Source organism: Candidatus Nanosynbacter sp. HMT-352 (assembly GCF_022819385.1).
Classification (GTDB): domain Bacteria; phylum Patescibacteriota; class Saccharimonadia; order Saccharimonadales; family Saccharimonadaceae; genus Nanosynbacter.
Window position 1 is genome coordinate 142,808 of sequence record NZ_CP089290.1, and the last position, 18,246, is coordinate 161,053.

General features: G+C 42.2%; 22 protein-coding genes and 5 tRNA genes. 14 read left to right on the forward strand and 13 right to left on the reverse strand.

The window, feature by feature from the left end; genetic code table 11:
- Positions 1-22: 22 nt before the first annotated feature.
- Positions 23-100: transfer RNA gene (locus LRM44_RS00700), tRNA-Asp, on the reverse strand.
- 103 nt (positions 101-203) lie between these two features.
- Here LRM44_RS00700 and LRM44_RS00705 point away from each other — a divergent pair.
- The 6 genes from LRM44_RS00705 (at position 204) to LRM44_RS00730 (ending at position 2,583) form a co-directional block, all read left to right on the forward strand.
- A complete protein-coding gene (locus LRM44_RS00705) occupies positions 204-575 on the forward strand; it encodes a hypothetical protein (RefSeq protein WP_243804122.1) in 372 nt (123 codons plus the stop codon).
- Positions 575-1,012: a pilin gene (locus LRM44_RS00710; RefSeq protein WP_243804125.1), complete on the forward strand. Its 438-nt coding sequence runs from the start codon at positions 575-577 to the stop codon at positions 1,010-1,012. Before LRM44_RS00705 ends, LRM44_RS00710 begins: the two co-directional genes overlap by 1 nt.
- 10 nt (positions 1,013-1,022) lie before the next feature.
- Positions 1,023-1,298: a hypothetical protein gene (locus tag LRM44_RS00715; RefSeq protein WP_243804127.1), complete on the forward strand. Its 276-nt coding sequence runs from the start codon at positions 1,023-1,025 to the stop codon at positions 1,296-1,298.
- 1 nt (position 1,299) lies between these two features.
- Complete coding sequence (locus LRM44_RS00720) at positions 1,300-1,728, forward strand: pilin (protein WP_243804130.1); 429 nt, start codon at positions 1,300-1,302, stop codon at positions 1,726-1,728.
- 2 nt (positions 1,729-1,730) lie between these two features.
- The gene (locus LRM44_RS00725) at positions 1,731-2,144 is read left to right on the forward strand and encodes a hypothetical protein (protein WP_243804131.1); all 414 of its coding nucleotides are present in this window, start codon (positions 1,731-1,733) and stop codon (positions 2,142-2,144) included.
- A gap of 61 nt (positions 2,145-2,205) precedes the next feature.
- Positions 2,206-2,583 carry a pilin gene (locus LRM44_RS00730; protein WP_243804133.1) on the forward strand — a complete coding sequence of 126 codons (378 nt, stop codon included), beginning with the start codon at positions 2,206-2,208 and terminating at the stop codon, positions 2,581-2,583.
- Positions 2,584-2,683: 100 nt separating this feature from the next.
- Here LRM44_RS00730 and LRM44_RS00735 read toward each other — a convergent pair whose 3' ends face one another.
- Entirely contained in the window at positions 2,684-3,178 is a 495-nt protein-coding gene (locus LRM44_RS00735; protein ID WP_243804135.1) for an Hsp20/alpha crystallin family protein, read from the reverse strand.
- 104 nt (positions 3,179-3,282) lie between these two features.
- Here LRM44_RS00735 and LRM44_RS00740 point away from each other — a divergent pair, with 104 nt between their 5' ends.
- Positions 3,283-3,957 carry a ComF family protein gene (locus tag LRM44_RS00740; protein WP_243804137.1) on the forward strand — a complete coding sequence of 225 codons (675 nt, stop codon included), beginning with the start codon at positions 3,283-3,285 and terminating at the stop codon, positions 3,955-3,957.
- On the opposite strand, the gene LRM44_RS00745 is transcribed toward LRM44_RS00740, so the two are convergent.
- The 6 genes from LRM44_RS00745 to LRM44_RS00770 form a co-directional block, all read right to left on the reverse strand.
- Positions 3,952-4,404: a 23S rRNA (pseudouridine(1915)-N(3))-methyltransferase RlmH gene (locus tag LRM44_RS00745; protein ID WP_243804139.1), complete on the reverse strand. Its 453-nt coding sequence runs from the start codon at positions 4,402-4,404 to the stop codon at positions 3,952-3,954. The genes LRM44_RS00740 and LRM44_RS00745 overlap by 6 nt on opposite strands.
- An 8-nt stretch (positions 4,405-4,412) precedes the next feature.
- Positions 4,413-4,500, reverse strand: a tRNA-Ser gene (locus tag LRM44_RS00750).
- A gap of 21 nt (positions 4,501-4,521) precedes the next feature.
- Positions 4,522-4,755 carry a hypothetical protein gene (locus LRM44_RS00755; RefSeq protein WP_146555096.1) on the reverse strand — a complete coding sequence of 78 codons (234 nt, stop codon included), beginning with the start codon at positions 4,753-4,755 and terminating at the stop codon, positions 4,522-4,524.
- Between the two features lie 18 nt (positions 4,756-4,773).
- Positions 4,774-4,850: transfer RNA gene (locus LRM44_RS00760), tRNA-Arg, on the reverse strand.
- A gap of 111 nt (positions 4,851-4,961) precedes the next feature.
- Positions 4,962-5,480: a hypothetical protein gene (locus LRM44_RS00765; RefSeq protein WP_243804141.1), complete on the reverse strand. Its 519-nt coding sequence runs from the start codon at positions 5,478-5,480 to the stop codon at positions 4,962-4,964.
- A gap of 35 nt (positions 5,481-5,515) precedes the next feature.
- Positions 5,516-5,923, reverse strand: a complete 408-nt coding sequence (locus LRM44_RS00770) for a hypothetical protein (protein ID WP_129744374.1) — start codon at positions 5,921-5,923, stop codon at positions 5,516-5,518.
- 72 nt (positions 5,924-5,995) lie between these two features.
- Between LRM44_RS00770 and LRM44_RS00775 the strand changes: the two genes are divergently transcribed.
- Positions 5,996-6,088, forward strand: a tRNA-Ser gene (locus LRM44_RS00775).
- 17 nt (positions 6,089-6,105) lie between these two features.
- Positions 6,106-6,195 (forward strand) — tRNA-Ser (locus LRM44_RS00780).
- A gap of 54 nt (positions 6,196-6,249) precedes the next feature.
- Here the strand turns inward: LRM44_RS00780 and LRM44_RS00785 are convergent.
- On the reverse strand, positions 6,250-7,332 hold the full coding sequence (locus LRM44_RS00785; RefSeq protein WP_445083027.1) for a VanZ family protein: 1,083 nt from the start codon (positions 7,330-7,332) through the stop codon (positions 6,250-6,252).
- A 141-nt stretch (positions 7,333-7,473) separates the two neighbouring features.
- Between LRM44_RS00785 and LRM44_RS00790 the strand changes: the two genes are divergently transcribed.
- The gene (locus LRM44_RS00790; RefSeq protein ID WP_129635078.1) at positions 7,474-7,815 is read left to right on the forward strand and encodes a hypothetical protein; all 342 of its coding nucleotides are present in this window, start codon (positions 7,474-7,476) and stop codon (positions 7,813-7,815) included.
- A 1-nt stretch (position 7,816) separates the two neighbouring features.
- On the opposite strand, the gene LRM44_RS00795 is transcribed toward LRM44_RS00790, so the two are convergent.
- The 3 genes from LRM44_RS00795 to tsaD all read right to left on the reverse strand — a co-directional run bounded on the left by LRM44_RS00795 (position 7,817) and on the right by tsaD (position 12,550).
- Positions 7,817-10,372 carry a valine--tRNA ligase gene (locus tag LRM44_RS00795; RefSeq protein ID WP_243804145.1) on the reverse strand — a complete coding sequence of 852 codons (2,556 nt, stop codon included), beginning with the start codon at positions 10,370-10,372 and terminating at the stop codon, positions 7,817-7,819.
- A gap of 162 nt (positions 10,373-10,534) precedes the next feature.
- A complete protein-coding gene (locus tag LRM44_RS00800; RefSeq protein ID WP_243804147.1) occupies positions 10,535-11,461 on the reverse strand; it encodes a lipid II:glycine glycyltransferase FemX in 927 nt (308 codons plus the stop codon).
- Positions 11,462-11,479: 18 nt separating this feature from the next.
- Positions 11,480-12,550: a tRNA (adenosine(37)-N6)-threonylcarbamoyltransferase complex transferase subunit TsaD gene (gene tsaD / locus LRM44_RS00805; protein WP_243804149.1), complete on the reverse strand. Its 1,071-nt coding sequence runs from the start codon at positions 12,548-12,550 to the stop codon at positions 11,480-11,482.
- 41 nt (positions 12,551-12,591) lie between these two features.
- On the opposite strand from tsaD, the gene LRM44_RS00810 reads away from it, so the two are divergent.
- Positions 12,592-13,908, forward strand: coding sequence for a UDP-N-acetylmuramoyl-L-alanyl-D-glutamate--2,6-diaminopimelate ligase (locus LRM44_RS00810; RefSeq protein ID WP_243804150.1), 1,317 nt, complete (start codon positions 12,592-12,594; stop codon positions 13,906-13,908).
- On the opposite strand, the gene LRM44_RS00815 is transcribed toward LRM44_RS00810, so the two are convergent.
- The gene (locus tag LRM44_RS00815; protein ID WP_243804152.1) at positions 13,865-15,154 is read right to left on the reverse strand and encodes a Mur ligase family protein; all 1,290 of its coding nucleotides are present in this window, start codon (positions 15,152-15,154) and stop codon (positions 13,865-13,867) included. The genes LRM44_RS00810 and LRM44_RS00815 overlap by 44 nt on opposite strands.
- 87 nt (positions 15,155-15,241) lie before the next feature.
- On the opposite strand from LRM44_RS00815, the gene LRM44_RS00820 reads away from it, so the two are divergent.
- From LRM44_RS00820 to groL, 3 genes are all read left to right on the forward strand, one after another.
- The gene (locus LRM44_RS00820) at positions 15,242-16,105 is read left to right on the forward strand and encodes a hypothetical protein (protein WP_129744367.1); all 864 of its coding nucleotides are present in this window, start codon (positions 15,242-15,244) and stop codon (positions 16,103-16,105) included.
- A 172-nt stretch (positions 16,106-16,277) separates the two neighbouring features.
- The gene (locus LRM44_RS00825) at positions 16,278-16,547 is read left to right on the forward strand and encodes a co-chaperone GroES (protein ID WP_243804154.1); all 270 of its coding nucleotides are present in this window, start codon (positions 16,278-16,280) and stop codon (positions 16,545-16,547) included.
- A 16-nt stretch (positions 16,548-16,563) separates the two neighbouring features.
- The gene (groL, locus tag LRM44_RS00830; RefSeq protein ID WP_129744366.1) at positions 16,564-18,207 is read left to right on the forward strand and encodes a chaperonin GroEL; all 1,644 of its coding nucleotides are present in this window, start codon (positions 16,564-16,566) and stop codon (positions 18,205-18,207) included.
- Positions 18,208-18,246 lie beyond the last annotated feature (39 nt).

Here is an 18,246-nt window from a genome sequence, read left to right on the forward strand (position 1 = left end):
CTATCAAGGGGTGAATTATCTGTGGCGCGCTCGACCGGATTCGAACCGGCGATCTCCTCCGTGACAGGGAGGCGTGATAGGCCAACTTCACTACGAGCGCATATCAATATCCCTTATATTATCAGATTACTTCTGTCTTTTCAAGGAAAATGTTTGCTTTTTTCGCTTGACTATTTTACAATTTAGGTATAAGAGAAAATTTTATGACAAAAAGAAATATTGTAGTCAGTATATTTATCGCAACAGTAATCGCAGGGAGCGTTTTTATACCCAGAATAGCTTTGGCCGCCAGTTGCGGTGGCGCGGAAACCTCTGTTATTTCTTGTGAAGGCGAAGGTAGCACGGCAATTATCAACATAATTAAACAAGTTATTAAAATCTTAACCGCTGGAGTTTTGGTTGCGGCAGTTGGTGCTGTTATATATGGCGCATTCTTATATACCACTTCTGAGGGTAGTCCAGATAAGATAAAAAAAGCACGTGAAGTCTGGACGAATACTGTTATTGGGATAATAATGTTTGCGTTTATGGTGGCAATTACTAACTTTATTATTCCAGGAGGGGTTTTCGATTAATGAAGAAGATTATAATAGCAATGTCTTTAATGATTATAGGGTCGTTTGGGGTGAGTATGACTTTCCCGGATACTTCTTTTGCTGAAAGTAAAGGTAATGAATGTGATGAAAAAGGTAAAATTTTAACATTAAAGCCGTGGTATTATGGATTGACGAAAGGTGACTGTTCTATTAAAGATATTGGTTCAGACGCTGATTCACAGGCAAAATTTATCTGGAAAATCGCGCTTAATATCGTTGATGATTTGCTGCAACTTATTGGTTATACGACCGTTGGATATATTATATACGGTGGTTTCTTGATGATGACCAGTAACGGGGCTCCAGATAAGGCTGCGCACGGGCGAAAGACTATTATGAGTGCCGCGATTGGCTTGGTTATCGCCTTAGCTTCTGTTGCGTTGGTTAACTTTATATCATCAAATATAGGAGTATAAAATGAGATATATGGAATTTTTTGCTGGATTGTTGGGGAGTGCTGATAGTCTTGGTGTGCCGCAGAATAATGATGTAGATATTATGAGGTTTGTTAATTTGGCATTTTGGGTGGCTGGTGTCATAGCTGTTATAATTGTTATTATTGCTGGGATAAATTATTCCCTATCTGCCGGCGATCCAGCTAAGACGGCTAGCGCAAAGAATACTATTCTATATGCAGTCATCGGTTTGGTAATTATTGCTAACGCGATTGCTATAACAGGTTATATTATAGGAAAGGTTTAAGATGAAGATTTTTACAAAAATCCTGACGGCTGGAATACTAATGATTGGGCTTCTTGGAGTGTTCACTCCAGCAGTGTCTGCGGCTAACGGTATTAATATTTGCTCAGAGGAAAATCAAAACTCTGTCTATTGCCAAAATAAAGATAAAGATAAAGGTGAAGGTCAGGTGAACGGCATTATAAAAACTATTGTTGAAGTTCTACTTATGGCTGTCGGTGCTATTTCGATTATTATGATAGTCATTGGTGGTATTTTATTTGCACTTTCCAGTGGTGATGCTCAGAAGGCTGCAAAAGCCAGGAGTACTATTTTATATGCTGTCGTTGGCTTAATAGTTTCTGTATTCGCTTCGGCGATTGTCAATTTTGTGTTTGACGGGTTTAATAAGCCTGTTAAGCATGATGAATCTAGTAATCATAGTAAGGAGTAAAAATGAAAAAAATGATATTATCGGCATTAATTGTAGCTTGTTCGGTGTTTGGATTTTCAGCCATATCAGTAGCTTCTCTTTCCACAAATGTTTCCGCGCAAGCTGCTAATAGCGTCGTAAAAAAAGGTATAAAAACTGCTACTACGGCGGATATGGAAAATAAAAGCATTGCAGGTGAAGGTGGATTAATAAGTATATTGATTAATTTTCTACTGTGGGCTGTGGGTATTTTATCTGTTGCTATGATTATCTTTAGCGGATTTCGCTATATCACCTCAGCTGGAGATGCCGCAAAAACGAAGTCTGCTCAAACTGCTCTCACTTATTCGATAGTTGGTCTAATTGTGGCTGTTCTTGCATGGGTTATAGTTAAGATGATTTTGAGACAATTCGGAATTGAGGTAAAGACTAATTAGTTTTGCAAATAACAGATAAAAATGTATAATAGTAATATCATTAAACAAGGAGAAAATAACAATGAATAAATTAAAATTAATCTTGGCGGGACTACTGGTAGTACCAACTGTTGCTTTGGCTGTAGCTCCAGCTGCAAGCGCTGAAAGTGATTTTACCTTAACTAATGGTGTAAGCAGTGCAAGAGGAGAAGGTGTGAGTGAAACCGCTTCAGATCCTCAAACTTTGGTTAAGCAATTTGTAAATATATTCTTGTTTGCCGTTGGTGCATTGAGTGTTATTATGCTTATCTGGGGTGGTATCCGCTACACTACTTCAGCTGGTGATAGTAATAAGGTTCAGGCGGCTAAGAACACAGTTTTGTACGCAATTGTCGGTTTGGTGATCGCTATTTTGGCATATGCAATCGTCAATATGGTTATCGATAAGTTTAAGGGTTAATCTACCCTACCGGTAAAAAAGAGCCTCGCTGACGAGGTTCTTTTTTTGTGGCTAAAAAAATACCGCCAACTTGTGACGGTATTTTCTGTGAAATGATTTTTTACAGAACTTGAATCTTCTTTGCTTTTTCTTGCTTTATCTTTTCAAAAGTAATTGTCAAAACACCATCTTTTAATTCTGCCTTAACGCCTTCTTCATTTACAGCGGTTGGCAATGCTAATGTACGACTGAATTCGCCCCAGTAGCACTCTTGGATGTGCCATTGGCGAACATCTGCTTCGTCACCGCTAGACAGTGTACCGCTAATTGTTAAGATACCGTCAGAAATGCTTACGTCTAGGTCGTTTCGGTCTACGCCGGCAGTACGAGCTTTAATAATCAGGTTATTTTCTGTCTCAAAAACGTCAACAGCTAATTGACCCATTGCATCATCAGCTTCATCTTCCCAGTTGTCATCGGATCGTGTCGCTGGTGTACTGTTGCTTCTACTATTGTCGTCGTTAAAACCAGGTAGCAGATCGTCGTTATCATCGTCAATAAACGCCGCAGCCAATTCCTGTTCTGTTAGTAATGTATCATCTTGCTTTCGGGCCATAATTTCCTCCACTTTTATAATAGGCTCATTGACAAAGTCTTTATTAGTATAACTGTAATGTGCGTTATAATCAACAGAGAAAGGCTTAAAACGTAAAAATTACAATGTTTGACACGCTATTATCAATCATCGCTCCTCACCACTGTTATAAGTGCGGTAAAACGGGTGGTATTTTATGCTTAGATTGTAAAAAATACATCACGAGTCGGAAGTATGATATGTGCGTATTATGCGGTGATTCATTGGAAAATGGCAACTTATGTAAAAAGCATAAGCTCCCCTGTGATATGATCTGGTGTTTTTCACGACGTACAGGTGTTGTCGCAAAGATTATTGATGATTATAAGTTTAACCGCGTTCAGGCGGCGGCCGATTTACTAAGCGAGTTCTTAGACGAAGCCCTGCCTGAATTGCCGTCAGGTACAGTAATCGTACCGATTCCTACAATTTCTAAGAATATTCGGCGTCGTGGATTTGATCATATCCGAAAAATTGCTATTAAACTATCTCGACGTAGAAAAATAGAGTGTTGTTCCCTGCTCCGGCGCAGAAATAACGTCACTCAGCATTTTACAAAGTCTTCCGCCCAGAGAAAACGTCAAGCAAAGGAGTTTTTTGAAATTGCGGGTAAAGTTGATAAAAATAAGCGATATATCATTATTGATGATATATTTACGACTGGCTCAACTGTGTTGGCGGTGGCGGAATGTTTGAAGAAAAATGGTGCCAAACACGTGGAAATTGCGGTTATTGCCAGGCACGGGCGCCCGAAGCTATGAGTGATGATAGTGACTGCCGCGATGAATTTCTTGGGCGCGATACAATTGCTCAGCTAAAATAAGACGGGCCAATTGATGTGGAAACACTAAGTTTGATAATGACCAAACGATGTTGGATTTTTGACGCAAGTCGCTAGTAACTCCATAAGCGCCACCGATGATGAAGACAATATGCTTATTGATGTTGTCTGTAATTAAATTAGATAATTCCGGTGACGATAAGTTTTTTCCGCGCTCATCGAGCAAAATAACGAAGTCGTCCGAATTGAGGCGTGAAAAAATACGCTCAGACTCTTCCTGGCGCGCTCTGTCGCCTTCAAAGCTTGAATGCGGTAGAATAATCATTTCCGCAGCAAAAGGTGCTCGTAGACGCTCTAAAAAACGAAAAATGCCTGGTTGAACCCAGGCTTCGTGCTTTTTTCCGATTGTTATAATGGTGATCTTCATAATGTCTATGGCGGAGAGAGAGGGATTCGAACCCTCGATGAGTTGCCCCATACCGCTTTTCGAGAGCGGCCAGTTCAACCACTCCTGCACCTCTCCGTATCTAACTAATTCGGGAAATTATTTTTTATCAGTCTTCTTTGAGTCTTTGGCCACTATAGTACCGATAATACTCCAGACGATACATAGAGCTAGACCGACGCCACCTAGTTGACAAAATTTAATCATCCACTTACTAGCTTCATTCCAAGTTATCAATTCAAAGAACTCTGCGCCAGCTAAAATTGCTATAGCAGTCGAACAGATTGCTATAATTCCCAATCCTGAATATTTTACGTACTTAATAAAATTCATACCCCTCCTTAGGTTAATTGGTACACCCGGCAAGATTCGAACTTACGACCTCTGGCTCCGCAAGCCAGCGCTCTATCCAGCTGAGCTACGGGTGCATACAGCCTTTCGAAAAAAAACGATTGGCCGCAACAAAAAATATAAGGTACCTTCATTGCTATAAAGCACTGAACTTTCGTATTCTACCACATAAAATATAGTCAATCAAGCTATAGCTTTATCAGCCGAATAAACTTCTCTAAGGCGTCTGGTTTAATTTCTTGCATTGGTAGGCGCGCTCCGAGCATATCAACAATTCTCTCGCCCTCTGCTTCGGAAAAGTAAATAGTTAAACCTGGTGAGAATCGTTTTACTGGCAATAATAGAATCGAATGTTGGTTATTTTCGTGAATTAATCCAAATGCGCGAAATTCGCTAAAATCGTGTAAAACATCGGCGATGTAAATACCTTTGGGGCTAATCGCGTAGTTTATTACTTGTGGGGTTTTGTTCGATAATACAAACAAGGCTACAGCCATAATTGGTAGTAAAACTGCGAAAGTCCAGTTCTTAAACACTAAAATTGCTAAAGCCATTAAACCTATCAACACAATGACAAAAAACACGTACCACAATTTACCGCGTTGAACCTGCACGCCTTCTTGCGCGTTCCAGGCTATTGGCTCGGTTAAATCAAGCCTGTTGGGTGATGGCGTTTCAAAGTCTTGGTTTTCTGGACTATCGTTCATGACGTTAGTATATCACGATGAGAATTAGTGAACAATTAAACGTTAGTGGTTGATCCGCCGCTTAAAGCTGCGCCAAGGATGAAGTTGATTATGGCGTAAGCAAAGACTGCGATTAGTAGACCGATGATTGCATATAAAATTGTGTTTTTGGCGTTTGTGACGGATTCTTTTTTACCGCCAGATATTACATAGCGGAAACCGCCGAAGATTAGCATAACGACGCTTAAGACGCCGACGCCGAATAGCATAATGTTGATGGCTCGCCTTACGATTGATGAATCACCATTAGCTAAGTTGGCTGGCGTATTATCGCCGCGTGCTGCGTTAATTCCGGCTGGCGCACCGCCCTCACCTAATGCGGAAACTGGAGCCGTCACCAAAGCTACGCCGAATCCGATTGTAAGTAATCCTGTTATAATTTTAGAAATATATCCTTTTACCATAATTCTATTATATCCTATTTGCAATAAAGCTGTTAATAATTACACTTCTATGGTACACTAAATAGTGAATTTGGAGGAGTACCCAAGTGGCTGAAGGGGACGGTTTGCTAAATCGTTAGTATGGAGAGATCTGTAGCGGGGGTTCGAATCCCCCCTCCTCCGCCAAAATTCAGAGATAGTACGGAAGGGTGACCGAGTGGTTGAAGGTACCGGTCTTGAAAACCGGCGTGCGGTAAAACGTACCGAGGGTTCGAATCCCTCCCCTTCCGCCAAGATAGTACTATTGAATTTGAAAAATAGGAGATTCATACGGGTCTCCTATTTTTTTATTTCTCTTGTTTGACTTGAATCGTACTTTCGTAACTTGCGTCAGATAGACGATCAAACATAAAACGTCGGTTAAATAACGCTACGACAATTGTAATTAATACGAATAATATGAATGCTAAGAATGCAATTGCGAGCAGACAGAGAAACAATAGCGAATCCGCTTCCTTATTAAATTCATCCGCGAGGTAAAACAAGCCTGCGGGAATGATGCAAAAATATATCGTGAGTAAGATTCCTCTGAAAATTGTGCGAATCCATTTTTTATTTTCAAATGTTAGCCCAAACTTTAATAATGCGCTACCAAAAGTTTTACCGTTTAGTAGAGGAATTAGGCTAAAATAGAGGGCTAAAAATAGCGAAAACGGAAGTTGGGTTTTTGATAAGGTGTAAGGAATACGGATGATAACAGCGTCGATTATTAGAGATAAACTAACGCGGACTGCAGAAACTCGCGAACCCGCCTCAAGGGATTTTTCATCTATTTCCTCCCTGGACGGAAGTAGCCACGTCGCAAACCAGCCCAGAAAGTAACCGACGCATCCGCCTATCGTGTTCTGGATGATATCATCGACATCGGCTAATCGGTAAGGTCCTGAATAGATGAAATAAAGTCCAGACAGTTGAGTTAACTCAAAGAATAAACTTAAAATAGCTGTCAATAACAACGTCTTTTTAAGGCGACATTTGAAATAGTAGCGCAGGTAAATTCCGAACGGAATGAGCATTAAAACGTTGAAAGCAGGAACGTAAAAAGTGGGATGTTTTATCGCCGTAATCCAAGTTGAGCTATCTGTTAATACTAGTGGACTGTTCTTTATAAAATCTGCGACGAATGAAAACGGAATTAAATTCAGATTTTCTGCGTAAGTCGTGTGAACGGATTCTGGATTTGGTAACGGTAAAATAACTAAGAAATATACGGTTAATAAATACAGAATAAAGGAATAGAAAATCAAAGTCCGCAGCTTATTGACGGAGCCGTATTTTCGATAGTTCGCAATCATATACGGTAATGTGATAAGAAAAGCCAAGATTGGGAAAAGGATTAGTGCGACCTTAATAGAAATTAGGTATCCCATAAACTCCATTATACTAAACATTTTCTCTGTAAAGTTCAGGATGACTATTTCTATGCTGGGAAATATACTTGACAAAAAACAAAGCTTATGCTAACATTGTAATCAGTATTCTAAAAATAGATACAAAAAGAAAGAATAAAAATGAATTTAGTACAACAGTTTTTCACCGTTACAACTATGTTTATCAGTTTGAATGTAGCGTTTGGTGTGCTGCTGCACGACACCAACGTCGATAAAGCGTTTTTGTCATCTTGGAAAACATATAGCGTTCAGAGTGGCGTTGAGGATGAAATAAAAATGCCAGAAACAAAGCCCCATACTCATCCAGAACACGCTCAATTGTCAAATGTGCTGAAAGAAGGTTCAGCGCGACCGCGAACTACGCCTCGAAATAACGACAAGAAGCGATTACGCCAAAAATATGCCGCCCGTGGTCAACATACTTTTGACGGATATCACCTTGACTTTGAAGGTGTGAGCTAGGCTATTTTAAGCTAATCACTTCCAGTTCCGAAACAAGCCGAGTAATGATTTTTTCTTGCTCGGCTAATTGCTCACGAGTTTCCTCGACAAGGTGGGCTGGCGCCTTCTCAATGTAAGTCGGATTTTCCAGGCGCTTCTTTAATCCCGCCAATTTCTGACGTGCTTCGGCTAGGCGCATTTCCAAATTTTCCTGATGCTGGTACAGAGTTTCGCTATCAATATCTAGCCACGCTTCCCTGTTTGCAGCTGCTAATCTCAGTCCGCGTGGTTGGTCGGTGTGCTCAATTGCCTCAAGCCGCATCAGATGCTTAATTGTGTCTTGATTGTCAGCGATAAGACTGTCATTACCGTATAACAATCGATATTTCTTATTCCCTGGCAGCTCGGCAATCACCCAGCGACCTTCAGCGACCAGAAGTTTAAGTTGCTCGAATTGTTCGGCAGCAATCGGATCGAACTTTTCTGGAGTTGGCCAAGCTTCACGCATCAAAATGCCGTCGGTGTAATTGAGTGTTTGCCAAATCGTTTCCGTAACGAACGGCGCAAATGGATGAGCGATTTTCAAAGAAGTTGCCAAAACCCAAGATAGCAACGGACGATTGATCGCGGTTTTAGACGATTCAATGTACCAGTCAGCCACGTCGTCCCAGATGGTGTGATAAACAGTTTCTGATGCCTCTGAGAAGCGATATTGCTCTAATCGAACGGCGATGTTGTTGGCGGCGTCGTTCAATTGGCGGATAATCCAGTGGTCAGCCGGAGTTTGTGGCTCTAAGTCGACAATTTGGTGATTATCGCCAATCTGAGCTTCGACAAACCTGGCAATATTCCATAGCTTATTGCAGAAGTTGCGAGCAGCGATAACAGAGCCGCGGTTGAAGGCCTGACTTTGAGCCGGCGCTCGCCCAGAAATAAGCCCCATACGTGTTGCGTCAGATCCGAATTCCGCAACCAACTCCATTGGATTTATGACATTGCCCTTAGACTTAGACATTTTTTGGTTGTGCTCGTCATTAACCATTCCGTGTAGATAAACTTCTTTGAATGGCAACTTCCCTGTTCGGTACAGACTGAGCATAATCATTCGTGAAACCCATGCGCGCATAATATCCATACCGGTTTCCATCATGTCGGTCGGGAAATAATTGGCCAATTCGCCGCCATCCAAATAATCTGTAACAATATATGGCCATTGTCCAGATGAGAACCAAGTATCAAAGGTATCCTCTTCCCTGATATATGTTGTGCCATTTACAACAATACTTTGCTCGTTGGTGCGAGTATCGAATATCCAATCCTTAGGGTCGTTTTCATTTACAAACGCAGGAATTGGTATTCCCCATGGAATCTGTCGTGAAATATTCCAGTCTTTCAATTGCTCAAGATATGCGATGAGTTCTTTGCGCTTGGATGCTGGATAAAAAGTGATTTCTTCTTTTTTGAGTGCATCAATTGCTGGCTGTGCGAGTGATTGTGTTTTAATAAACCACTGCTCTTTAATCATTGGCTCAATTACGCTGCCACACCTATAACAATGTCCAACGGCGTGTTCAATTTCAGTCTCACCACGGCGTAGCTCCAGTGCCTCCAGCGCTTCCAAAACTCGAGCGCGAGCTTCTACTGGTGTTAATCCTAAGAACTGTGCTGGCACGTTTATCATCTTCCCTTCTGGGCTGATAATTGACTCTAGAGGCAAATCATGACGTTTTGCAATTTCAAAGTCGTTCGGGTCGTGCGCCGGCGTAATCTTAACCGCACCGGTGCCGTAACTCATGTCGACATATTCGTCCGCGATGATAGGAATTTCCTTATTGACAATCGGCAGTAAAATGCGAGTTCCAACCAATTTTTTGTATCGCTCGTCATCTGGATGAACCGCCACGGCAACGTCGCCAAGCATAGTTTCTGGGCGCGTAGTGGCTATGATAATCTCGCCAATTTTATCTAATGTCGGGTAAGCTATTTTCCACAACTTCCCTTTCTCATTCTTATGTTCTACTTCGATGTCGGCAAAGCTGGTTTGGTGTTCGGTACAATAATTGACAATTCGCTCACCTCTGTAAGCCAAATTGTCATCCCACATTTTCTTAAATGTGTCGTATACGGTGTTGATGACTTTATCGTCCAGAGTGAATGTCAAATGCTTCCATGATGCACTAACACCTAATGCGCGCAATTGCAGTTCCATGTTACCGCGTTTTTCTTGTACAAAATTCCAAACTTGACTATACAATTGGTCACGTGAAAAATCGAAGCGACTCTTCCCTTGCTTTGTTAATTCTCTTTCATACACAACCCAAGTTTCAAACCCAGCATGGTCAGCGCCTGGAATAAATACGGCGTCGTCACCCTTCATTCGGTGATAGCGAATCAGAATATCCTTCAGGTTCATATCGAGTGCGTGCCCGATGTGAAGATTGCCGTTCGCGTTAGGTGGCGGCATAATGATTGAATATGGCTTGCCTACCCCTGTTGGCTCTAATGCGCCGCTGGTTTCCCATAAGGCGTAAATATTTGGTTCGTAATCGTTTGGTATGTATTGTTTAGCTAGCTGCATAAGTTATTCCATGGTTTTTTCATGTGAAAAAAGACAAAAGAAAACAAAGTAGCTTTTCACGTGCAAAAGCTCTTATTTGCGTAATCCTCTAATTTCTCCACATATTTATATTACATCTTAATTATACCACAAATTTATGTGGTGCGATGGATGAAATTAAGGTTATTTTCTGATCGTTTGATACGCTCGATATAACCAATATTGAAGTGGCTTTAAGGGAAGTTCCCAGGTTGACCCAGAGTAGACATCTTCGCCGCCGAACGATTGCTTGAACTTCGTAAAGCCAGCCCATGGGTGATTTTTTGGTGCGTTTTCAGGAGCAATTCCGTATAAATCGACTTTCTCCATTTGACGATGTTTTGCATCGATTATCGCTTCGGTGAGCAGGGCAGTTCCGGCATTAAGTTTGCGATATTCTGGTGCAGAATTTGCTGCTGCATGCGCGTAAATTCGAGTTGTTTTTGAGTCGAAAAATAGGGCAGTAGCAATTACTTTATTGTTGTATGTCGCGTACCAAAATGAAGCGTCCTTTGATGGCAGCAGGGAACCAGCTTGCTTGTGAAAATATGAATCTGGGTGCGGCGACATACCAGTCCGTTTGGCAACTTCATGTATCAATTCTAGGAAATATTTAATATCGTCCGGGTTTTGAGATTGATGGACTGCTACGCCTTTTTTGTGATAATTCCTATAGCAATTCCTTACGGGTTGCGCCATACTTGCTATAATTTCTTCCTCTGGTTGCTGAAGATTGATAATATGCGTATGTTCTGGTTGTAGATGGACGTAAGTGGCTTTTTTCCAATTCTCGTCAGATAGCACCTTAGAAAAGGTAGGTTTAATTGGTCCGACTCTAAGGAAAGTCACGCCAAGTTTTTTACCTAGGTCAACGAGATCTTTTAATGCCAACTGCAAATTTTTCTCATTAGTGGCGGTTGGTCCAAAAGGACAATATAAGCGAGAATTGCCCGTGCCGTGCTCTAATATTGCGAAATATTCCCATCCTTCACCTCTGTTGTGAAAGACTTTTCGACCGAGCGATTGTTGGAATTTTTCCCAGGCTGATGATTGTAGAAAATGTTGATTCATGTTGTAATCCTCACAACGTTATATTGCTGTCATTGATAAACTTGGCTGAACTTCCAGATCGTATGGATCTGTCGGTTCGTCAATTTGAGATTTGAAATAACCGAGAGTGGCAATCATCGCGGCGTTATCTGTACAGAGTTGGATAGGGGCGTATTCGATGTCAATTGGCAAAGCTTCGCGTAATTGACGGCGCAATTCTTGATTAGCTGCGACTCCGCCAGCGATTACAACGGAAGCTGGTTGGAAATTGTCAAACGCCTTCTTGGTTTTATTTACGAGAGTTTTTATGGCTGTATACTGGAAACTCGCCGCCATATTACGTCGTAATTCGTAATCTACGAGTGCTGGAAGCTCATGAGAGGGAAAAGTGAAGTCTTTACCGACTTCGTGCTGAACGGCTCTCAAAACGGCTGTCTTAAGCCCAGAGAAGGAAAAATCGTAATCGCCGGATAATTTAGCAATAGGTAAGTGAAACGCGTGTGGATCGCCAAGCTCAGCAGCTTTAGCGATGGCTGGGCCGCCAGGATATGGCAAGCCGATGATTTTAGCGACTTTATCAAACGCTTCGCCAACCGCGTCGTCTTGGGTTTGTCCGATAAGTTGATAATCACCGTGATTTTTGAATAGGACAAGTTGTGAATGCCCGCCTGAAACGATTAACGAAAGCATAGGGAATGACGGCTGCTGTTTTGGCAATGTTAGAGATAAATTGTCGGCTTGCTTATTGATAAAATTGGCGTACACGTGAGCTTCTACGTGATGAATCTTAAAGAGCGGTTTATCGTGGATAATAGCGAGAGTTCTAGCGGCGAGAGTGCCGATTAATAGCGATCCAATAAGCCCTGGCGCGTAAGTAACGGCGATGGCATCGATGTCATCCCAAGTGCAATTTGCATCAGACAAAGCTTTTTTAATGACGGGATTTACAACTTCCAAATGACTACGCGCGGCAATTTCTGGAATAACTCCGCCGTATTCTGCGTGAATGTCAATTTGAGAATTGACGACATTTGAAAGCAAGCGTTCGCCATCTTCAACTATTGACGCCGCTGTTTCGTCGCAACTGGATTCAATTCCCAAAATCCTCATTTGTTTTTATTATAGCAAATATAAGTGGTAAAATGGATATTATGAAAAACGAGTTGGTAAAAATTGCTAGAAAAACGCTACCTCAAGGAGCTTTGGAAAAAACCGAAAACGCCTATAGAGTTGCGCGCACGAAGATGATTAGCCTAAGGTATGGCAATCCAGCTCGTGGCTTGAGAATTATCGCAGTAACAGGGACGAACGGGAAAACTACGACTGCTTGTTATATCAATGAGATCTTGAAAGAGGCTGGCTTTAAGACCGCATTATTCACGACGGCGGTGATTGAAATTGCTGGCAAGGAAAAGATAAATGATTTGAATGCGACAGTTCCGACTGTGGCGAGGCTGTTTAGTTTTTTCCAGACGGCTCAGCGTGAAGGCGTAGAATATGTGATTTTAGAGGCAACAAGTCACGCTTTATCACAGCATAAATTTGACGGCGTGCCAATTGAGGCGGCGGTGATGACTAATTTGACTCAAGACCATTTGGATTATCACAAAACGATGGAAGCTTACGCGGCGGCTAAGGCTAAATTATTTGAGAAAAAGCCGAAATATATCGTGCTGAATCGTGATGACGAGTGGTTTGAATACTTTGATAAGTTTACAGCTTCTGGCGAGAAAATGACTTACGGGACGAATCCGGAAGCTGAAGCTCATTTAACGCACGTTAAGTTGTATAAAAAGGGAACAGAGGCGAGTTTACTGATTGACCATCAAACTCATTTGGAGCTGGCGACTAATTTGCCTGGCGAATTTAACGTGATGAATATGTCGGCTGCGGTGTCGTTGGCGTATTTGTTGGGGATAAAGTTGGAAGATATCCAAGAAGGTGTGGCGAACTTGGAAGCGATTCCTGGACGATTCGAGCGAGTAGAAAATAAGCTTGGAATTGATATTATTGTGGATTATGCGCACACACCAGACGCGCTGGAAAAATTGCTAAAAACTACTCATAAAATTACCAAGGGGCGATTAACTTTGGTGTTTGGTGCGTGCGGCGATAGAGATAAGACAAAGCGTCCGATTATGGGCGAACTGGCGGCTAATTTGGCGGATAGGATTTTCCTAACTGACGAGGAAAGCTATAACGAAAATCCAGATGAAATTCGGGCAATGATTCGTCAGGGAATTGAGCGAACGAAGAAGGCTCATAAAATGACGGAAATTGCTGATCGAAAACAGGCAATTTATCAGGCTTTGAAGTCGGCTGTTCGTGGCGATACGATTCTGATTACGGGCATGGGTCATGAGCAGTACCGAATTGTGAATGGCAAGCGAATTCCGTGGAATGACAAGAAGGTCGTTCAGGAAATTATTTCTGAGATTGAGAAAAAGAGTCGTAAAATTTCGCTTTAATCTGTTTCCAGCTTTGTGATTGGCGAACTAATTTTTCTGCATCGCTTGGGTCGAGTAGTAATTCTTTCACGGCGTCTTCAAGGTAAATACCGCCCTGTGAGCCCTTGAATAGAATTGTCGTATCTTTAGTGTCGCTATTTTTCAGGAATTTTCCAGCTTCAAGCGCCGTGTCAAAAGAAATTACTTTACAGTCATTTTCTTCAGCGATTGGCGCGAGGTGTTTCTTGGTCATTTTACCGACGGTGACGAGTAATTCTAACTGTTTAGGGTCGCAAATTTCGCCGATTTTTTTATGCTCCGATTCGGACGTTTCGCCTAGTTCATTCATATCGCCCAATACGGCAATTTTATGATTGGCAGAGATGGAATAGAGCGTTTTTAGCGAGTTTTCCATGGCAATAGGACTGGCGTTATAAGTGTCGTCCAGCAACGTACAGCCGCGTATGCCGCGTAAAATATTCATTCTACCTGAAACTGGTTTGATTTTTGTTAAAGCCGCCGCAACTTCTTCAATATTCATTCCGCAGGCTAACCCCGCTGCCGCTGCGCCAGTGATTGAGCGGATGTTGTGCTTTCCTAATACAGAAATATTGATGTCCTGAGAAGTTCCCTCGGAGTGTTTTAAATTGACAATACAACCAGTGTCTGTAGTCTTTTTAATTTCCAGGAAAACATCAGCGGATTCGTCGCCGTAACTCACGCGATTTCCAACTATGAGATTATGATATTTTTCATCGATATCGTGAAGGTTGAAGATGGTTTTTTTAGCGACTTGACTAATAGACAATTCCTCATGAGCTACCGTATCCATATTTTTGAAAAACTCCATATGCTCAGGAGCAACAGAGGTAATTATGGCAATGTCGGGTTGAATATAGCGCATAAAAGTAGCCATTTCACCAGGACAATCAATGCCGCATTCTTGAATAATTATATCTGGCGATTCGGGGTTTTTTACGCTGGCGTGTGCTGCGAAGAAGACTTTTAGCCAGGCTAGGGGAGATTTGGCGTTTTTTGGCCCGTCTACGCCTAAGATTTCCAGCGGCGCACTTAAGGTTGTGTTTAAATTGCCACGACTATGGCGCACGGTGAATTTTTCTGATAGAACAGTGGCGGTTGCTGATTTTACGCTAGTTTTACCAACGCTGCCGACTACGGCAATTAGTTTGGTGTCAGGATGAGATTTAAGATATTTTTTTACATAAGAACCGAGAATTGTTTCTAAGAGATGTTTGAATAATTGCATGGAGTTATTATAACAGATTGAGGAATAGTAGGGAGAAGGGTTGAGGTTGCATTTTTAATGATTTTATGGTATTATATCAACTATTGTATGGAGATTGCTAGAGGATCAGGAGTAGCTGAGATTGCTTGGGAGATTGTTGAATCTTCCAAATATCAAGAAAGACTGCGTGAAATTGTATTAGGAATAGGGCGAGCTGCAACCAGAGAGTTTAATCCGGAAAGTTCATATCGATTAGTGGATAGATATGTTGCGTCAGGTGTTGCGGATGATATTTTAAAAGAGAGAGGTGACACGGATAAAGCACCGGAATATAAAATACTAGAGTTGATACAAAGGATGCCTTATTGGATTTGCGCGGAAGAAAAACTTGAATCTTATAGGAATGGGGTATTTTATGAGCGCAATAATAAGATAAAAGAAAAAGAGACAGTTGTAGCTTTTAATAAAGTTGTACGAGACATAATTAGCGAAGGGCAATATACTCGCAAATCAGATCTTATATCGGACGTTCAGAACGCTATGGATTGCCTTGGCTATAGCGATGAGGAAATTGAAAATGCATATAAATTCTTAGATCACGTGATCAATGGTATGCGTCACGAAATCGCTGCTGAAATAGCTTTAAGGAAAACTAAGGGAGTGCGGGCTGTTCATACGACTAGCATTGACGATGATCTTGCTGGAATAGATCTTATAGTTGAGTATAAGGGTAATACAATTGGTCTTGATATAAAATCAACGCCAGACTCTGCGCGGAATGCTAATAATAGTGACCGTGATGAGGGATACCACGCTAGTTGGTCTGGTTTCGATCATAGACGGGGTGACTTTGGTTTATATGGAGACAATTTAATGCCGAGTGATAACGCTGTTAAAAGGGTGTGTTCACTTTATAAGGAAGAACTTGAAGAAATATCTAGGAAAGAAGACAGCCGTCATAAAAAGAAGTAGGTCCGCTTTCCCATCCAATACGGGTGGCGCTACCTACTTCTGTGTGAATATTACCACGACCGTTGTAAAAAATCTAGAAAGTCGAGGCGTAGGAGGTAATTAGCACTCACACTTGACGAGTGCTAAATTAGTGCGTTACAATAGATACGTTGTTAACGAAATGGAGGATAACGTGAGTACACCTATTAAGCCTCTTGGCGACCGTGTTGTAGCGGTGCGTGAAGAAGCAAAGACTCAGACAGCGAGCGGAATTTACTTGCCTGATAACGCTAAAGAAAAGCCAGTAGTTGCGGAAGTTAAATCAGTTGGCGGCGATGTGAAGAACGTCAAAGTCGGTGATCGAATTGTCTACAAAGAATATTCGACTACGGATTTGAAAATTGACGGCACGGAATATTTGGTTGTTCGCGAAGAAGATATTTTAGCAACGGTTGTTGGATAAAAAGGGGAGTTTAATTATGGCAAAAAAAGTTTTTTATGATGACGATGCGCGAAATCGCGTGCTTGGCGGTGCTAAATCGCTATACGACGCAGTTAAGGTAACTTACGGTCCAAAGGGTCGCAATGTTGTGATTGCGAAGGGTTTTGGCGGTCCAACTGTTACTCATGACGGTGTAACTGTGGCTGAAGGAATTGAATTGCCAGAAAACGATGACGAAACGCTGGGCTATAAAGTTGGTGCCGATTTAATCAAACAGGCTGCTAAGAATTTGAACAAGCAAGCAGGCGACGGCACGACGACTGTAACGGTGTTGACATACTCGATTTTGAAAGAGGCAAATCGATTGATTGCGGCTGGACATAATCCGATGGAACTTAGGAAAGGCATCGAGCAAGCTGGCGCGGAAATTGTTAAAGAATTGAACAAATTGGCTGAGCCGATTGAAGGCAAGTCTGACCGCGTGGCTGAAGTTGCTACGATTTCGGCGGGAGATGCGGAAATTGGTAAATTGATCGCTGGCGTAATCGAGAAAGTTGGCAAAGACGGCGTGGTTACTGTTGAGGCTGGTCAAGGTTTGGAGCTGGAAGCTGAAGTTGTCGAAGGTTTTAGCTTGGACAAGGGTTGGGTGAGTCCATTCTTTGTTACTGACGCGGGTCGCCAGGAAGCTGTGTACGAAAAGCCAGCAATTCTAATCACTGATAAGAAGATTTCTAGCGTGCAGGAATTCTTGCCAATGTTGGAAAAATTGGCACAAAGCGGTAAAAAGGACGTTGTTCTGATTGCTGATGAAGTTGAAGGCGAAGCATTGAGTATTTTGGTCTTGAACAAATTGAAGGGCGTATTCAATACTGTAGCCGTTAAGGCGCCAAGTTTCGGCGACCGTCGCAAGGATGTTCTTCGTGATATCGCTGTGCTGACTGGCGCAACTGTGATTTCTGAAGATCACGGATTGACATTCGAAAACGCTGGCTTAGAAGTTTTGGGTTCGGCGCGCAAGGTGATTGTCGGAAAAGACGAAACGACAATTATCGAAGGCGCAGGCAAACCTTCAGGTGTGAAGGAGCGAATTGCTGAGATTAAGTCGCTTTCGGAAAATGCTTCTAGTGAGTATGAGAAAGAGCAATTCGACAAGCGTGCCGCGGCATTGTCTGGCAAGGTTGCGGTTATTAAGGTTGGTGGCGCGACTGAGACGGAAATTGATGAAAAGAAATTCCGCGTTGATGATGCTGTGGCGGCTACTAAGGCGGCTTTGGCTGAGGGAATTGTCGCTGGTGGTGGCGTAACTTTGGTCAATTTGGCTGGCAATCTAAAAGTTAGCGGCGCGGAGAGTTTGTCGGTTGGTCGACAAATCCTAAAAGACGCTCTGAAGCAACCGTTCTTGCAGATTATGAAAAATGCTGGGTTGAATGCCGACGCGTTGCTTGCTCAAGTTGAATCTGGCAAACCTGGATTCGGCGTTAACGTTATGAAGCCAGAAGATGGTCTGATTGACGTGAAGAAGGCTGGCGTTATTGACCCAGCTCGCGTGACTAAAGAAGCTGTTCAAAATGCAGTGTCAATTGCGTCAATTGCGGCAACTATGGGCGCTTTGGTGGTTGACATTCCGGAGGCTGAAGTTGCAGCTGCTCCTGGTGGTATGCCGGGAATGGGTATGATGTAAATCTGCCCCGAGCAATAAAAATCCCGCCGAAAATGGCGG

Coding starts and splice junctions, on each gene's coding strand:
- LRM44_RS00770 (WP_129744374.1), bottom strand. CDS start 5,923: ATGGTAAAAGGATATATTTCTAAAATTATAACAGGATTACTTACAATC.
- groL (WP_129744366.1), top strand. CDS start 16,564: ATGGCAAAAAAAGTTTTTTATGATGACGATGCGCGAAATCGCGTGCTT.
- LRM44_RS00800 (WP_243804147.1), bottom strand. CDS start 11,461: ATGAATCAACATTTTCTACAATCATCAGCCTGGGAAAAATTCCAACAA.
- LRM44_RS00710 (WP_243804125.1), top strand. CDS start 575: ATGAAGAAGATTATAATAGCAATGTCTTTAATGATTATAGGGTCGTTT.
- LRM44_RS00790 (WP_129635078.1), top strand. CDS start 7,474: ATGAATTTAGTACAACAGTTTTTCACCGTTACAACTATGTTTATCAGT.
- LRM44_RS00785 (WP_445083027.1), bottom strand. CDS start 7,332: ATGGGATACCTAATTTCTATTAAGGTCGCACTAATCCTTTTCCCAATC.
- LRM44_RS00815 (WP_243804152.1), bottom strand. CDS start 15,154: ATGCAATTATTCAAACATCTCTTAGAAACAATTCTCGGTTCTTATGTA.
- tsaD (WP_243804149.1), bottom strand. CDS start 12,550: ATGAGGATTTTGGGAATTGAATCCAGTTGCGACGAAACAGCGGCGTCA.
- LRM44_RS00715 (WP_243804127.1), top strand. CDS start 1,023: ATGGAATTTTTTGCTGGATTGTTGGGGAGTGCTGATAGTCTTGGTGTG.
- LRM44_RS00765 (WP_243804141.1), bottom strand. CDS start 5,480: ATGAACGATAGTCCAGAAAACCAAGACTTTGAAACGCCATCACCCAAC.
- LRM44_RS00820 (WP_129744367.1), top strand. CDS start 15,242: ATGGAGATTGCTAGAGGATCAGGAGTAGCTGAGATTGCTTGGGAGATT.
- LRM44_RS00795 (WP_243804145.1), bottom strand. CDS start 10,372: ATGCAGCTAGCTAAACAATACATACCAAACGATTACGAACCAAATATT.
- LRM44_RS00725 (WP_243804131.1), top strand. CDS start 1,731: ATGAAAAAAATGATATTATCGGCATTAATTGTAGCTTGTTCGGTGTTT.
- LRM44_RS00730 (WP_243804133.1), top strand. CDS start 2,206: ATGAATAAATTAAAATTAATCTTGGCGGGACTACTGGTAGTACCAACT.
- LRM44_RS00720 (WP_243804130.1), top strand. CDS start 1,300: ATGAAGATTTTTACAAAAATCCTGACGGCTGGAATACTAATGATTGGG.
- LRM44_RS00810 (WP_243804150.1), top strand. CDS start 12,592: ATGAAAAACGAGTTGGTAAAAATTGCTAGAAAAACGCTACCTCAAGGA.
- LRM44_RS00735 (WP_243804135.1), bottom strand. CDS start 3,178: ATGGCCCGAAAGCAAGATGATACATTACTAACAGAACAGGAATTGGCT.
- LRM44_RS00705 (WP_243804122.1), top strand. CDS start 204: ATGACAAAAAGAAATATTGTAGTCAGTATATTTATCGCAACAGTAATC.
- LRM44_RS00755 (WP_146555096.1), bottom strand. CDS start 4,755: ATGAATTTTATTAAGTACGTAAAATATTCAGGATTGGGAATTATAGCA.
- LRM44_RS00745 (WP_243804139.1), bottom strand. CDS start 4,404: ATGAAGATCACCATTATAACAATCGGAAAAAAGCACGAAGCCTGGGTT.
- LRM44_RS00740 (WP_243804137.1), top strand. CDS start 3,283: ATGTTTGACACGCTATTATCAATCATCGCTCCTCACCACTGTTATAAG.